The organism is Microcoleus sp. F4-D5 (genome assembly GCF_036704885.1).
Lineage (GTDB): Bacteria > Cyanobacteriota > Cyanobacteriia > Cyanobacteriales > Microcoleaceae > Microcoleus.
Genome location: NZ_JAUBSX010000051.1, coordinates 246 through 15,222, shown reverse-complemented (window position 1 = coordinate 15,222; position 14,977 = coordinate 246). Strand labels below are relative to the sequence as shown.

Annotated in this window: 13 protein-coding genes; 7 read left to right on the top strand and 6 right to left on the bottom strand. The window is 46.0% G+C overall.

All coding sequences use genetic code 11. The features are described from left to right. Positions 1-78 precede the first annotated feature (78 nt). The 4 genes from QUA80_RS21540 (at position 79) to QUA80_RS21525 (ending at position 7,022) form a co-directional block, all read left to right on the top strand. Positions 79-1,218, top strand: coding sequence for a Gfo/Idh/MocA family oxidoreductase (locus QUA80_RS21540; protein ID WP_333427122.1), 1,140 nt, complete (start codon positions 79-81; stop codon positions 1,216-1,218). A gap of 108 nt (positions 1,219-1,326) precedes the next feature. Then, on the top strand, positions 1,327-3,165 hold the full coding sequence (locus QUA80_RS21535; protein ID WP_333427121.1) for a CHAT domain-containing protein: 1,839 nt from the start codon (positions 1,327-1,329) through the stop codon (positions 3,163-3,165). Positions 3,166-3,332: 167 nt separating this feature from the next. After that, positions 3,333-3,914 carry a hypothetical protein gene (locus QUA80_RS21530; RefSeq protein WP_333427120.1) on the top strand — a complete coding sequence of 194 codons (582 nt, stop codon included), beginning with the start codon at positions 3,333-3,335 and terminating at the stop codon, positions 3,912-3,914. Positions 3,915-4,520: 606 nt separating this feature from the next. After that, positions 4,521-7,022: a glycosyltransferase gene (locus QUA80_RS21525; protein WP_333427119.1), complete on the top strand. Its 2,502-nt coding sequence runs from the start codon at positions 4,521-4,523 to the stop codon at positions 7,020-7,022. An 848-nt stretch (positions 7,023-7,870) separates the two neighbouring features. Here QUA80_RS21525 and QUA80_RS21520 read toward each other — a convergent pair. From QUA80_RS21520 to ycaC, 3 genes are all read right to left on the bottom strand, one after another. Next, on the bottom strand, positions 7,871-8,155 hold the full coding sequence (locus tag QUA80_RS21520) for a hypothetical protein (protein WP_333427118.1): 285 nt from the start codon (positions 8,153-8,155) through the stop codon (positions 7,871-7,873). A 147-nt stretch (positions 8,156-8,302) separates the two neighbouring features. Beyond that, positions 8,303-8,983 (bottom strand): antibiotic biosynthesis monooxygenase, encoded by a 681-nt coding sequence (locus QUA80_RS21515; RefSeq protein WP_333427117.1) that lies wholly within the window; start codon positions 8,981-8,983, stop codon positions 8,303-8,305. Between the two features lie 215 nt (positions 8,984-9,198). Then, entirely contained in the window at positions 9,199-9,840 is a 642-nt protein-coding gene (ycaC, locus tag QUA80_RS21510) for an isochorismate family cysteine hydrolase YcaC (protein WP_333152046.1), read from the bottom strand. 331 nt (positions 9,841-10,171) lie between these two features. Here ycaC and QUA80_RS21505 point away from each other — a divergent pair, with 331 nt between their 5' ends. Beyond that, positions 10,172-10,657 (top strand): GNAT family N-acetyltransferase, encoded by a 486-nt coding sequence (locus QUA80_RS21505; protein ID WP_333427116.1) that lies wholly within the window; start codon positions 10,172-10,174, stop codon positions 10,655-10,657. A gap of 150 nt (positions 10,658-10,807) precedes the next feature. On the opposite strand, the gene QUA80_RS21500 is transcribed toward QUA80_RS21505, so the two are convergent. From QUA80_RS21500 to QUA80_RS21490, 3 genes are all read right to left on the bottom strand, one after another. Then, complete coding sequence (locus tag QUA80_RS21500; RefSeq protein ID WP_333427115.1) at positions 10,808-10,951, bottom strand: hypothetical protein; 144 nt, start codon at positions 10,949-10,951, stop codon at positions 10,808-10,810. 21 nt (positions 10,952-10,972) lie between these two features. After that, the gene (locus QUA80_RS21495; RefSeq protein ID WP_333427114.1) at positions 10,973-11,572 is read right to left on the bottom strand and encodes a class I SAM-dependent methyltransferase; all 600 of its coding nucleotides are present in this window, start codon (positions 11,570-11,572) and stop codon (positions 10,973-10,975) included. A 182-nt stretch (positions 11,573-11,754) separates the two neighbouring features. Continuing rightward, complete coding sequence (locus QUA80_RS21490) at positions 11,755-12,432, bottom strand: DUF2834 domain-containing protein (protein WP_333427113.1); 678 nt, start codon at positions 12,430-12,432, stop codon at positions 11,755-11,757. Between the two features lie 251 nt (positions 12,433-12,683). Here QUA80_RS21490 and QUA80_RS21485 point away from each other — a divergent pair, with 251 nt between their 5' ends. Together QUA80_RS21485 and QUA80_RS21480 are read left to right on the top strand one after the other, a co-directional pair. Then, positions 12,684-13,847: a baeRF3 domain-containing protein gene (locus tag QUA80_RS21485; protein WP_333427112.1), complete on the top strand. Its 1,164-nt coding sequence runs from the start codon at positions 12,684-12,686 to the stop codon at positions 13,845-13,847. Between the two features lie 18 nt (positions 13,848-13,865). Continuing rightward, a complete protein-coding gene (locus QUA80_RS21480; RefSeq protein ID WP_333427111.1) occupies positions 13,866-14,558 on the top strand; it encodes an SRPBCC family protein in 693 nt (230 codons plus the stop codon). The last annotated feature ends 419 nt before the right edge of the window (positions 14,559-14,977 follow it).

Genomic DNA, 14,977 nt, shown 5'->3' with positions numbered 1-14,977 from the left:
ATTAGTTATTGGTTATTTACTGCTAATTAGCAATGACCAATACCCGATGCCCAATTCCCAATTCGCAATTATTAAATCATGTCAAAAATTGGCGTTGCAGTAGTCGGTACAGGTTACGGTCAAAAAGTTCACATTCCCGGATTCCAGGCACATCACCGGACAGAGGTTGTGGCTGTTTACCACCGGAATTTAGACAAAGCAAAGGCGATCGCCTCTACCCACAATATCTCCTACGCTTGCAACTCGCTCGCAGATATAGTTGCCATCCCCCAAGTAGCGGGCGTCAGCATTTCCACGCCACCATTTTTGCATTATGAAATGGCAAAAACGGTATTGGAAGCAGGCAAGCATTTATTATTAGAAAAACCCACAGCCCTGACAGCAAATGAAGCCAGGGAACTTTACCGATTGACAAACAGCGAATCTCAAACCGATTTAAAAAATGGTGGTTCGAGAGCAATTGCCACAATGGATTTTGAATTTCGATTCATCCCCGCATGGCAAATGCTAGCAGAACTATTGGCAGCAGGATATGTGGGAGAAAAGCGTTTAATTAAGATTGATTGGCTGGTGTCGAGCCGCGCTGATGCGACTCGCCCCTGGAATTGGTACGCGCAAAAAGATCGCGGCGGCGGAGTTTTGGGCGCGACGGGTTCTCACGTTTTTGATTATATTAGCTGGCTGTTCGGCCCGCTGCATAGGCTTTCTGGGCACTTAATTACAGGCATTTCGGCGCGGCCAGACCCGAATGATTCGGGAAATTTAAAATTAGTTGATGCAGATGATTCTTGCACGTTGATGTTGGAATTAGCCGGAGGAACGCCTTGTCAAGTTTGTTTGAGTTCTGTTACTTATCAAGGGCGGGGACACTGGGTGGAAATATACGGGAATAAGGGTACTTTGGTGTTGGGAAGCGACAACCAGCAAGATTACGTCCACGGATTTCGCTTGTGGGGTTCCCAAGGTGGAGAACCTTTAGCTGAAATCAAAATTCCTCAAAGATTGGAGTTTCCTCAAGTTTATCCAGACGGGAGAATTGCACCGTTTATTCGAGTAGTAGATAGGTGGGTAGAAGCAATAGATGCCGGTAAATCTTTGATACCGTCCCTCAGAGAAGGGGTTTACTCGCAGTTGTTGATGGATTTGACCCAGGAGTCGAATGCTACGGGTACTTGGGTAGATGTACCGAATTTAGATAAATTTTTGGGCACTAAGTAAAAGTAATAACTCCCAAAGCAATCTCACGCACTCCATCACACCCCAAACCCGATAAACTACTAATAGAGAAACTCAATCCAACCCTATATCCAGAGTCGGTAGTTGTGAATGGCGCGCCCTGAAAGTCCTTGCCTCAGTATAGCGATCGCTCGCCTGAGAACCGCTGGGGCAAACCATTTTGCCACTTGGGTTCTACAAGCTCCCTATCCCAGCGGGTACGTTCACCATGACTGTATGTGGCCCGATACCCTATCCCAATCATGGAAAGCTTGGCAGGAAATGTTTTCGCCCTCCGGGACAATTCACGAATTGCCCCTAAATCCTGATGGCAGTTTCGTCTCGCCGGAAAACAACCAGAATATACTGGTAGAAACTGAACAACGAAGTCTTCATTCGCTCGACCTCGCTCCACCGACGCCCTCTGTGCCGCTCCACCTCGGTCAACGGGGGTGGGGCGACAAGGGGGATCAGCATCCGCCTCGGCCACCGGCAAGCTACAGCAGCCGCCTGATGCAGCATTTGGGGATTAATCTTTGGCAGTGGCTGTTTGAAGGACCGATTCAGGGTAGTCTCCAGGAAAGTAAAGGTATCGCGATCGGGCAAAATCTACCCCTGCGAGTGCGCGTAGACTTGCGCGAACCGTATTTAATAGCTTTACCTTGGGAAATTATGCAGCCTCAAGCCGGTCAACCGGCAATTTCTCTGTCACAACAACTGCTGTTCAGCCGCACTACCAGCAATGTTGAACCTTTGCCACCCCTGCATCCTGCGGAGTCGCTCAACATTTTGCTAGTTTTGGGACAAGCAGAACCCGGCCGCGGTGCTAATTCTCAATTTTCCAGCAGCAACAACCGTCATTTGCAGTTGGAAGCAGAAGCACTCGCCCTAGCTGGGGTTCTGGAGAGCGCTTTTCAAACCGACGACAGCGGCAAATATTCGGATATCAGCGTTCCGAGTCGCGTCGATACTCTGATCGAACCTACTGCGGCGGAACTAATTTCTCGGCTGGAAACGCAAGCTTATAACATTCTGTTTTACGCCGGGCACGGGATACCGGGCCCCGACGGCGGTTTGCTGTTTTTGGGGCCGGAAACCGCGATTAATGGCACTGAACTGGCTCAGGTTTTAGTTCGGTCTCGGGTGACTCTGGCGGTGTTTAATGCCTGCTGGGGAGCTCAGCCGGCGATGGAGAGGCTGCACTCAACTAACGGCCAGCAACAGGCGATCGCCCGCAGCAGTTTGGCTGAGGTACTGATCCATCACGGGGTGCCGGCGGTATTGGGGATGCGGGACTCGATCGCCGATCGCGAGGCCCTGAGTTTTATCCAAAGTTTTGCTCAAGCTTTGGCCGGACGGATGTCGGTCGATCGGGCCGTCGCCGTTGCCAGACAGCAGCTACTGACCCTCTACAAGTTCAATCAACCAGCTTGGACGCTGCCTGTGCTGTATATGCACCCTGAGTTTGACGGTCAGCTAACTGAGCCGGTTGATGACCTCAAAACTGAATTGCCTTTAAATTCTTCTACTTGGCTGGGACGGTTGCCGTCTTGTGCTTATTTGCGGGGGCGCGATCGACCAAATGCCAAATCCACCGACTCGACCAATCAGGTTTGGCCGATTCGCGCGGGCATGGTTCGAGTCGGACGCTGGGAAGAAAACGACGTAGTGATTCGAGAACAGTGGGTTTCTCAAAAACACGCCGAGATTTTCTGCAGAAACAGTATCGGAGATAGCCGGGAAGAACCTAGCTACTTCCTGCGGGATTTTTCTCGCTACGGGACTCTAGTTTTGGGCTCTGAGGGATGGCTGAGAGTTCACCACCAAGAATTGCTGCTGCGCAGCGGCACTCAACTAAAATTTGGCAGTTCTCAAGGTCAGATTTTTGAGTTTACTATTGAGGTTCCCAAAACTTCGGGCTACAGTGATACTGATTGCGGAACGAATTAAGATGCGGGTGTAGCTAATGAAGGCGAGGGGCGAGCGGCACAGCCAAGTTCTGGGCGTTGAATCTCCACTCTGAATTTAAAAGAGTTACTTACCACTGAAAGCTCGCAACTAGCTCTTGGCACAGTCCCCCTTCTATAATTTTCCTTTTCCCCCTGAGGTATTACATCATGGCTACCCAATCTCCTGATTCTCAATATTTTGGCGACTCACAAACTCAAGCCCAGATGGAACTTCTCGCCACAATAGTTCAGACTGATGTTGCCTATCCCTGGAATCCTGCACAGCTTGAATCAGAATCTTATTTGAGTGCCCTAGAGCAGGAGTTTGCGCTGTCTGATTGCTTCAGCGACAGCGATATTGCCCTGAAGTCGCAAGTTTTATTTTCGCAATTAGAACAAGTTTGGCTGACGACTGCTCTGCAAAAGTCTTTGCGCGAAAAATTTGCTCGCGTTCCTCAAGATTTCCTGGCCAGCATCGCTCAAAGCGTGCAAAACGCAACTGTTAAGTATCAATCTTTAGCTGACCAAATGGTAGAGTGCGTGTTAGATATTTTGCCTCAGTGGGGTGAGGAAGACTTGCAAGTGTTGGCGCGTCCTTTGGCTTATGCCATGCGAGATGTTGATTCCGAAGGCGTGGAACTGGTCATGGCGACTAAAAGACCTTGGGCCCAATTGTCTGAAATAGAACAAGCTAGAGTTAGTTTGGCTGTTGCCCGCTATGCAATCTCGCAATTAGCAATTGCTGATTAGTTCTTTGATGGCTGAGTTTTTGTGCTGCGATAGCAGTAATTTTTTTAAAATTAATATACAATTAATCTACCTTTAGTTAGATGTCAAAATCGTCTAATTGTTAAACCAAATAGGATTGCTATAGTTTGATATAGCAATTTTATTTGGTTTGTAGACAATATAATTTTTTTGAAAGATAGCAACGGCACCCGACGGTTAGGACTGAAATATTGGAGCATTTTCAATCAGCTTTTTATCGGCGGTGTTGGAGCGAAAACCCACAAGAAATATTTTTTTGTGGAACAGGGATCTTGTCTATTGGTGACATTGGTGCAAGATGTAAGCTATGAAGTTGTTAATTGCTGAAATCCTTGCCGAAGATTGCTTCTAACTTCTTTCCTAGCTAACTAAAGCCTTCTTCCTTGTTCCTTCTGCTATATTTTGCCGGGTTGGGACTCGCTGGGCAGTTTGCCACTAGGAAGCAAGATGAATTATCATACAATGGTTAGAATGTTAAAAAATGTAAATATAATAATTGGGGGTGTGGAAATTTTCAACTCAATTAAAAAATGGACAGGAGGAAACCCTGACTGTTGCAGGCACGATCGGGAATTTTAAATATATTTTATGACAACTTCAAGATTTGACCTTCAAGACTTGAAACGTCGCTTTTGGCGGATTTCGCGGGTGCCAGCGGCAACGCTAGTCGTTTTGGGGGCGGTTGCTTTCGCAGGTGCGATCGCCGGAGCATGGTTTGCGCGTGAAGGCACTGTCAGCGCGATTTTTGCCACAATCAACACTTGGCAGCAAAACCCGCCTGTGTGGCTGCAAGTGCCTGCTACGAGCAAGAGGTATTTGTTAGTGCCGACTGTCGCGCTTGTCTCTGTTGCTTTAGCTGCAATTAAAATTTCGCCTCAACCGCAGAAATGGTCGCGCGCTGTCGTAGTTGCAATAGTTCTGGCTTTAACTATTCGCTACGTTTTGTGGCGATCGCTGGCTACTATCAATTTAAGCGATCCCCTCAACGGTATCTTTAGTTTGGGGATGTTTTTCCTAGAAATGTTAATGATTTTCACCACCAGCATTCAACTGTATTTAATGCTGAAAGTGAAAGACCGCCGTCGAGAAGCCGATCGCATGGCAATTGCAGTTGAAGCTGGAAACTTCACCCCGCCCGTAGATATTTTTATCCCAACTTACAACGAACCGGCATTTATTTTACGGCGCACTGTAATCGGCTGTCAAGCTTTAGATTATCCCAACAAAAAAGTATATTTGCTCGACGATACCAAGCGGCATGAAATCAAGTTGCTGGCAAAAGAACTGGGATGCGAATATATAACCAGACCCGATAATATTCACGCCAAAGCTGGAAACATTAACCATGCCACAGCCCTAACTCATGGAGAACTAATTGTAGTTTTCGATGCAGATTTTATTCCCACTAAAAACTTTTTAACTCGAACAGTTGGATTTTTTCAAAATCCTGAAATCGCCCTCGTTCAAACACCGCAAAGCTTTTACAACCACGACCCCATCTCCCGTAATTTAGGCTTAGAAAATGTGCTCGCGCCGGAAGAAGAAATCTTTTACCGACAAATTGAAATCATCAAAGACAGCGCCGACAGCGTGGTTTGTTGCGGTACATCTTTTGTAGTGAGGCGAACTGCTTTAGAAATAGCGGGTGGCTTGGTCACAGATTCAATCTGCGAAGATTATTTTACCGGAATTCGGCTGTCAGCAACCGGATACCGCTTAGTTTATTTAGATGAAAAATTGAGTGCTGGTTTGGCGGCTGAAAATATAGAGGCTCATCTAAATCAAAGGCTACGCTGGGCGCGAGGCACGCTTCAGGCATTTTTTATTGATTCCAATCCTTTAACAATTCGCGGTCTCACATTCGTACAAAGGCTGTCTCATTTGGAAGGATTGCTGCACTGGTTTACCAGTTTAACCAAGGTTTTATATCTGTTGATACCTATAGGTTATTCATTTTTCGGCATAATTCCTTTGCGGGCAAGCGCGCGGGAATTGCTGTACTTTTTCCTGCCTTACTATTTGGTGCAACTTACTGTGTTTTCTTGGCTGAACCGCAGATCTGGATCGGCTTTGCTGTCCGATATTTATTCGTTTGTCCAGTGTATTCCTTTAGCGGTGACGGTGGTGAGTTCCATGCTGAATCCCTTTGGGAAAGGGTTTCAGGTGACGCCAAAAGGAATGGCGAGCGATCGCTTTAGTTTTAACTGGAATTTGGGATGGCCTTTGATTGTTTTGTTCGCAGCTACAGCAGTCAGTTTGTGTCACAATTTAAACATTAATTTAGTTAAAAATCTTGGCACCGTACAGTCAATATCAGAAAGTGCATATTTGTCAAAAGGAATGAGTTTGGGATGGATTTGGAGCGCTTACAACCTGCTGATGATCGGGATTGCATTGCTGATTTTGGTGGACATTCCTAAGCCGGACATTTACGAATGGTTCAATTTACGCAGGGTGGTGCAATTAAATATTGGCGGTAAAAGTTTTTGGGGTATAACCACTGTCATTTCGGAAAGTGGCGCTGAAGTTACTCTGACACAGTGGCCAAGTTTTGCGGTGGAAAATCAAGGCAGTAAAGAGAGTTTTACTGCTGCAGAGATTTTGCCAAAATATGCCTTTGAGACAAGTTTATCGCAGGGTAAAATAAAAGCGCTCCCTCGCATTGCGGCAGTCAAAGCGAGGAACTCGCTAGCACCGTCTGTTGTTGAATTGGGCGGTGAGGGTCGTTTAACCCAAGGTTTGATTGATTGCGATTCGGCGACTCTAGAAATTATGGAAGAGAAATGTTTTATTCCTGTGGCTAAGATTGAATTGGTGAGCAATAAATCTCAGTTGGAGTCGAGTTTTCGCGATCGTGTTGGGTGCAGTTTGATGGAGTTTCCCACGGCCCGAATTGCGTTCGATCGCCTGAACATTAGCCAGCACCGCTGTTTGATCGAAATGCTGTACTGTCGCCCGGGTCAGTGGAAGCGGCAGGAAACTCCAGGAGAATGGCGATCTCTGTGGTTATTGTTGAGAATCGCTTTGAAACCGAGAGCCGTTTTTGAGAGGAATAGACAAATTAGGCCGATCAGAGTTTCGCAACTTTAAATCGATTTTCCCATCGCAATTTATCTTTCTATCTTATACCAAATTTTCAAAGTTATGCTACAGTATTTAAAGCTGATAAAATGTAATTACATCCGGCTGTAGACGCTATTTTTTATCTTAAATTTTTACTAATAAAAGCGCCAATTTTTTATTTAAGCTCATCTAAATTATCAGAGATAATCCAACTAAGTTCTTGTTGGATATACCCCATATTCTATCAATTGGATTCAATTCTGGACAACAATTTGGTTGAAAAATCAATAGAATATCCAGAAGGTATTTTTAGAAGACTGCTATGATGAAACCTGCCATTATCCAATTGAACAACATTTAAATTATCTGAATATTTTTCGACTGATGGGTCGAAAAATAATTGAAAGCACATACTATCTAAATGTGAAAACTCCAACCAAAAACTTTCTCCTATTTGTGGTGCAACTGCACCATATAAATAGTAGGCTTTAAATTTTCATGAAACTTTACCAATTCGTTTAGCTACCCAAGCTGTAATTCTTTGCCTTTCAATCGTTTTCAAGTCAATTATTGTTTATCTTGACACCAATATTTAACCCATTTATTGTTGGCTTTGAGGTCATAAATTGCAACCAGTCAGAGACTTTAAGTAACTTTTTTAGTCTTTTTTTAAACTCTATATCTGCAGATTTGAGTGAGTTTTTTTAGGATATAGCAGTTCTCAATAAAGTGCCTGAATTATTTGCCGAAAGAGTTATCGTTGACGGCGCTCCGACAAAATTATTTTTAACTCCTCAATGCTTAAATCAATTCTTTCTTGGTAATCTACTTTCATGCAACAGTCCTCAACATATCCATGTCATTCTAGCCTATTTTTAGGGAAATAGTATTAAATTACACCAGCCAACAGAACGCCAAAGGATTTGATATTCAACGATCGCACTTTGGGACTGCAATAGCGCGTGAGGCGGGATATCAACTTGAACAAAACCATCTCGACCGCAAGTCTGAGAATGGGTTGGTTTCAGCAAGTCGGCTGCTAATTTTAGGTCTCGTCTGATTAAATAATCGTATTTATCCCCAGCGGATAACTTGATATTTTGGTTGGCTAGTGTACTGAAGTCGCGATCGTATTTCTTCGCTTCAATTGCAGCTTGCAAGCTTTGAAAGTTTGACAGCGCCCCTCGTAGTCCGCGGTCATCAATGTAGTGCTGCAACTTGCCATTGGTAATCCAACTTCCCTCAAAATTATCCAGCCAAACCGATTATCCCGGTTGCGGCAGCGATCGCCACAAATTCATATCATTTTAGGAAATGGGATATAGCCATTTGCGAAATAATTGTGTTAAGCGCGGCATGACCAAATAGGTGAGCAGGATAACAGTCAGACCAGTGATCGCCAGAGATGTCAGCAAGGCAGGAAGCCCTGATAGTAGCGGTACCAGCAAACGATTGAGAATAGAAATCGTACAAAACACTCCCAACCATGTAACTAACGCCATTTTGTAGCGAGGGGGTGGAGCTTTCATCGACCTATTGGGCAGCGTAAACCAGGTTTCCAATCCCGTCAGGGTTTGAATATCTTCTGGCCTTTCAATCAATGGCTGCAATCGCTCAATCCACTCTCGCCGAACATCAGATTCTAGCCATGTCTTGAGATTGTCGTAGCAATCGAACTTGAGAATGACCACGTACTCAGGATGGGCGTGATGATGGGGTCGAATAGTGCTGACACCCAGATGTCCCTTGAATTTTCGTGCATCTGCGGCGATGCCATGAAACCATGCTTCGTAACCTTGCTCGCGCCCCGGTTTCACTACATGAGAGATGACAGCGGTGACTAGATAGTTTTCTTCACTGGTATTGCTCGCCAACGGTTCTTCCAACATAGAATTTAGAGAATTAACTGAGAGAAAAGTTTGATTCAGAACAACCACCCCAGACACACCAAATTGCTGGGCAATTTTCGGCAGCACGTCTTGAAACATTCAGGAGATTAACGAATGCGATCGAGAGGGTTTGGCATGAGAGGAAATGACTAGAAAAAGACTTACTATCATTGACATAAGAGCTATTGAAAACACCCTCTACGTGACTTACAAAGAAGTAGTTGCCACCGCTACGTTTCACGTAAAATTGATAACCTAGCGATGACAATATTAACTCAGTTACAGACGAGCTAAATAAACTAGGCGCTTTCTCACTACTTACTGGGAGATCCAGCATTTGCCGTTGCTGCATAGCTGGTCATCAGGTTTTTGTAGTCAGGAATAAACTCTGCTAAGAGACTACCCAGTCCTTCAATATCGTTGCGCCAGTCACGGTGCAATTCACACACAACGCTAAACCAATTGACCAACTGAACTCCAGCACGAGACATTCGATCCCAAGCTGCATAGCGACAGGCTTCATCGAAGGTTCCAGAGGCATCGGTGACAACAAAAACCTCATAACCTGCCTCCAATGCCGAAAGCGCACAAAAAGTAACACATACATCAGTGACAATTCCGGCAATTATCAATTGCTTTTTACCTGTTGCTTCTACTGCTTTAACAAAGTCCTCGTTGTCCCAAGCGTTGATTTGTCCGGGACGCGGAATAAAGGGAGCATCTGGAAACTTCTCCTTCAGTTCAGGGATGAGGACTCCATTGGGGCCTTGCTCAAAGCTAGTTGTCAAAATTGTAGGCAAGTTGAAAAATTTGGCTGCACTTGCCAGCGCCAGCACATTATTTTTGAAGTCGGCGGCACCAATATCACGCACAAGTGAGAAGAGTCCAGTTTGATGATCGACCAGCAGAACCGCAGCATTATTCTTGTCTAGACGGTTGTATTTGAATGTAGACATGAGGTATTTCTCCTATTTGGGTTATGGGTGAATGAGGTATTGCAGAATGCAGTCAAGAATCAGAAAGCTTTGAGTTGTACAACTTAAATGTGCTTTTTTATTAAAAGCGAAACGTCTATTTCCTCTAAATAACTTATGGCGTAACCTGTTGCGGGATGAACTCAGTTTGCAAAATCTTACCAAATTTCACCACTCAAGATCGGCAAGTTAAGCGCTGAGTTAGGTCGCTAGTTGGTCAGTGAGGACAGCAGCTTAAAAGTTATTTGTGAGGATTTAGAGCCAAACTAATTGCCTTTTGTAGTATACCGTAGGACAATCTACTGAACTCAATATGCTGGAGTTCGCCATGATTCGACCGACCACACCGGATGACAGGACTGCGCTCATGGCAATAGCCGAGGCGATCGGCTTCGGGCCAAATGAGGTTGAGGAACTGAGCCAAATGCTGGCTGATTACTTCAGTGGCGACAGCGACAGTGCTCGTTTCTGGCTGACCGATGACGACAATGGGCCAGTTGGGGTTGCCTACTGCGAACCCGAACGGATGACCAATCAGACGTGGAACCTACAATTGATCGCGATCCGGCCCGATCGCCAAGGACAAGGACGCGGTGCGGCACTGCTGCGCTACCTTGAACAAACCTTGACGGCGCGGGGCGGGCGCATATTGCTGGTGGAAACGTCAGGGCTGCCGGAGTTCGATCGCACGCGGGTGTTCTACGCGAAATGCGGCTACGAGGAGGAGGCGCGCATTCGCGACTTCTACGCGGCCGGCGATGATAAAGTCGTGTTCCGCAAAGTGTTAAGCGCAGACTAGACCGCGGTCTGGGGCAATGGGCCGACACAACTGGCGTTGCAGGGAACTAGCGAGATATCTTGCTGGAGTCGCAAAGATTACTTGCAACTGTTCAACAGGAAAGTTAAGGCGATTCTCCACAGGAGAGGCTAGGTCAACGCACATTTGTATTTATGATTGTGTCAACGCCCCTAATGCTCTCAGAGTCGATTTTTGAGCGTTGGTCAATCCCGTTACCTCTTGAATATTCATACCTTCATAGAGCCGATCGCCCATCAACGTCCTAATACAGCCACCAGTTGCGACATCCCACACTTTAATGGTGCGAATTATAGATTAGGTCTTTTGGGCAATGATATAAACATGATTTTCGGGATACTGGTCATATTCGAGATGGCGGCAGGTGCAATGATGCTCAACCAGAATTTGCAGGAAAGTATCTACACCCAAAGTGCTGTAATCAAAGTCTTGACCTTGAAATGCTCCCGAAACCTCGCTGCTTGTATGTCCGCCGCCACAGGTGAATAGAAGCACTCCATCGGGTTCAAGCGCATCGCATAGCTTTTTTATCACAGGCGCTTGCTTGTTGATTGGCAGATGAAACGTGCTATCCCACGCTGCAATCAGGCTGTAAAGTTTCGGCGGCAGCCAATCACAAATGTCTTCCCGGTAAAACGTGATTTCTGGATGTAGCCGCTGGGCTAAATCGATCATTTCCCTAGAAATATCAAGTCCTTCAGGCCCAAATCCATGCTTGGATAAACTGTTAATAAAACGTCCGCTGCTTCCACACCCGACATCAAGTGCTGCGTGCTGCTTAGAAGTAAATTTAATCGCCCGTTCTAATTGGGCAATCCCGTAGGTTGAATCTTGATGCTTAGTTTGCCACCATTGGGCAATTCGGTCGTAGCGGGCCGATGTATCATTTGGCTCCATAGAGTCACCTCACAAGTGTCGATCGAGATTTTCAGAACAATTACAATTTTTGTCCACGCTACGCACAGACTACACCAATGCCCTTAACGCTTTCGTTGGAGAGGCAGGCACGAGCAGACGAGAAGGAAATAAACTTTACTCCTATATCATTAAATCTTGAAACTACCAAATTTTTCACTGTTTCAATTTCCGGCTGTGAGTGGGAAAGTGGCGATTTCTGTTGCAGATTCTGGCACAGGGGGGCGCAGACAAAGATAAGCTAGTGGCCCTAACAGCGGAATGAGAGAGACTGCCCAAAAAATGCGATCGTCCGAGAGTCTGCGGCGTGCCATGTCGTCTCCCAGAAGTGAGGGAAATATTACAGCCATCAAGCAACAATCCCAAGTTATTAAATGCACAAAAGGAATTGATTGCCACTGCCTGACATAATCTCCCCAATCTCCATTTAACCAAGCCCAAGCTAACAGCCAGATAGTAGTTAGTAAAAGTACAATCCCTGTCCAGCGGGAGTCTGATATTTTGAGCAACATATCTTTGCGACCGGAAAATTGTGGCTGGGGCTGGCGGAGGAGTAAGTAGGGAATTAAGCCGATGATGCCGGCGCCGTTGGAAGCGATGAAAGCAGGCCAAGCGGATATATTTTGGGTTTTCTCATCAATGAATAGAAAGCAAGCGTAGACCATCGGCCACACTCCCATGAGAGCGAATATGGTGACGAGGTAGGGGTTAATTCCTTCTAGCTGGAATTTGAGCATTTTTTCCATAACTGTTAGCGTTCCGGGCCGATCGAGAGGAGCTAGCAGCAAGGTGTAGGCAATAAATGTTGCCCACAGCAACCCCAGAAACAGTTTTGTTTTCATCAGATATAACGAGTAGTGGAACCCGACTAAACTAAATTATGGTAGAGTAGCGGCCGAGTTAGCGCCGTCTATCTTAGGTGATAAGCAGTAGGATTTGAACAGGGCTGCAAACCCCGTTTTAGTTCGGGGATGAAATGCTCTACAGCAGCCGATCATTACTTTAGGCAGACGCAGGGGCCATGTCAGGAGAGATACATTTTAAAGAATCGGTTGTTTTTATTACAAAACCTCTTAGCAAAGGAGTTTCAGCGGTGAACTTAATATCTGTAGAGGAACTCAAAGCGCTGGTACAACAATCTCCTGGATTGTGCGTCTCAATTTATATGCCAGTCGCTCAAGGAACAGAAATTCAACAAAATCCGATTCGGTTCAAAAATTTAATCAGAGAGGCTGAAGACAAAATAGTAGAGTACGGATTTGACAAAAAAGAAGCTGCGGAATTGCTAGAGCCAGTCCGAGCAGAAATTGACAGGGAAAACTTTTGGGAAAATCAAAGCAATCTGCTGGCGATTTTTGTTGGTTCGGGATTTTTCCGCTACTATAGCTGTCCGGTGGATTTTGAGGAATTAGTGGTTGTGAGCGACAATTTTCACGTTAAACCGCTGATGCCTCTGCTGACAGGAGATAATTTATTTTATGTTTTATCTCTCAGTCAAAAGGAAGTGAGGCTGATTGAGTGTACGGCTTACAGTGCTAGGGAAGTTGAAGTTGAAAACTTGCCGAAAAGTCTTGAGGAGGCTCTGCAATATGACCCGACAGCTAAAGATGGTCAGTTTCGGATTGCTACTTCAAAAGGAGGTACTAATAATTCTTTTCAGCATCCGGGAAGTTTTCACGGCCAAGGAAGTCCGGATCGAGATGAACCCCAGCAGGAAATATTGCAGTATTTCCACATAATCGATGCCGCGCTGCACAAATATTTGCACAATAAAAAAGCTCCTTTAGTGTTAGCTGGAGTTGAGTATTTGCTGCCGCTTTACCGAGAAGCGAATACCTACCCGCATTTAGTTGAAGAAGGAATTACAGGCAATCAAAAACTTCTCAAGCCGGAAGAGATGCGGGCAGAAGCTTTGCCGCTGGTGGAACCTTTGTTTTTGCAGGCTCAGTCAGAGGCGATCGCACAATACCGCGATCTGACAGGAAGCGATAAAATTTCTGCCGATTTGAAAGAAGCTGTTTCGGCTGCTTATTTTGGACGGGTCGATCGACTGTTTGTTGCTCTTGGCGTTCAGAAGTGGGGTACTTTTAATCCCGATACGAATGCGGTGCAAATCCACCCAGATGCAGAATTGGGCGACGAAGATTTGTTGAATGCGGCAGCAATTCAAACTATTCTCAACGGCGGAACTGTTTACGCGGTGCCGCCGGAACAAGTTCCGGACGAGGCGCCTTTAGCTGCTATTTTTCGCTATTAATTTACCAGGTTTAAAGCAATGGAATCTAGTTCAATGACAAATTCTGACAAACAAAACCAAAGTAGCAGCGGCGATACCGAACGCTGGGCATCTTTAATTGGCGGCGGGGCGCTGGTGCTTTTTGGTTTGTCGCAGCGTTCTTTGCGAGGTGCTTTGCTGGCGGTTGCGGGCGGCGGTTTAGCGGCGCGCGGTCTGGGGGTTGTGGAGGGTTTGCAGTCTGCTGCCGATCCGAATCAAAGCATTAAAGTTGAAAAGACGGTGACGATCGACAAACCGGCTGATGAATTGTACCGTTTATGGCGCAATTTTGAAAATTTGCCTCGGTTTATGAAGCATCTCAAACACGTTACGGTCATCGATGAAAAGCGTTCTCACTGGATTGCCAGCGCGCCGATGGACAATAGTGTGGAATGGGATGCAGAGATTGTCCGCGAAGAAGAAAATCGCTTAATTGCTTGGGCGTCTGTGGAAGGGGCTGATGTTGACAATTCTGGCTTTGTGCGCTTTCAACAGGCACCTGCAGGACGCGGTACAGAGGTAAAAGTTGTCATCGAATACAACCCTCCGGGCGGTGCGATCGGTGCTGGTGCTGCTAAACTATTTGGCGAAGCTCCCGAACAGCAAATTGCAAATGATTTGCGCCGCTTTAAGCAGTTGATGGAAGCTGGGGAAATAGCGACTACGGAAGGTCAACCTTCGGGCCGCAAGTAAGTATCGCACTTTTGGTCGTAAGCCCTTGTAGGAACACGGCGAGTGTAGGGACTTAGGACAAGCCCATAGGTGTTCACATAGGTGTTCAACTTAAGCTTTTTGTCCACCAGTCCTCCCGCCCACCCGGCAAGTCCGCCAGGGAATGAATTCCCTGTCTCATAGCGAAAGTCCTCTCAAAGAGGACTGAAAAACTCATTAGTCGTCTTCAGACGACTTTAGCTTTGAGGCAGGGGTTTCAACCCCTGTCGGACTATCGGTTGTACGTTAAGTTGAGACCTATGGACTCTTGGAGTGTCCCTACGACACGAGCGATCGAGCCAGGGAATGAATTCCACGGGGCTTATAGCGAAAGTCCTCTCAAAGAGGACTGAAAAACTCATTAGTCGTCTTCAGACGACTTTAGCTTTGAGGCAGGGGTT

Coding starts and splice junctions, on each gene's coding strand:
- QUA80_RS21535 (WP_333427121.1), top strand. CDS start 1,327: ATGGCGCGCCCTGAAAGTCCTTGCCTCAGTATAGCGATCGCTCGCCTG.
- QUA80_RS21515 (WP_333427117.1), bottom strand. CDS start 8,983: ATGTTTCAAGACGTGCTGCCGAAAATTGCCCAGCAATTTGGTGTGTCT.
- QUA80_RS21495 (WP_333427114.1), bottom strand. CDS start 11,572: ATGGAGCCAAATGATACATCGGCCCGCTACGACCGAATTGCCCAATGG.
- ycaC (WP_333152046.1), bottom strand. CDS start 9,840: ATGTCTACATTCAAATACAACCGTCTAGACAAGAATAATGCTGCGGTT.
- QUA80_RS21490 (WP_333427113.1), bottom strand. CDS start 12,432: ATGAAAACAAAACTGTTTCTGGGGTTGCTGTGGGCAACATTTATTGCC.
- QUA80_RS21540 (WP_333427122.1), top strand. CDS start 79: ATGTCAAAAATTGGCGTTGCAGTAGTCGGTACAGGTTACGGTCAAAAA.
- QUA80_RS21530 (WP_333427120.1), top strand. CDS start 3,333: ATGGCTACCCAATCTCCTGATTCTCAATATTTTGGCGACTCACAAACT.
- QUA80_RS21480 (WP_333427111.1), top strand. CDS start 13,866: ATGGAATCTAGTTCAATGACAAATTCTGACAAACAAAACCAAAGTAGC.
- QUA80_RS21525 (WP_333427119.1), top strand. CDS start 4,521: ATGACAACTTCAAGATTTGACCTTCAAGACTTGAAACGTCGCTTTTGG.
- QUA80_RS21505 (WP_333427116.1), top strand. CDS start 10,172: ATGCTGGAGTTCGCCATGATTCGACCGACCACACCGGATGACAGGACT.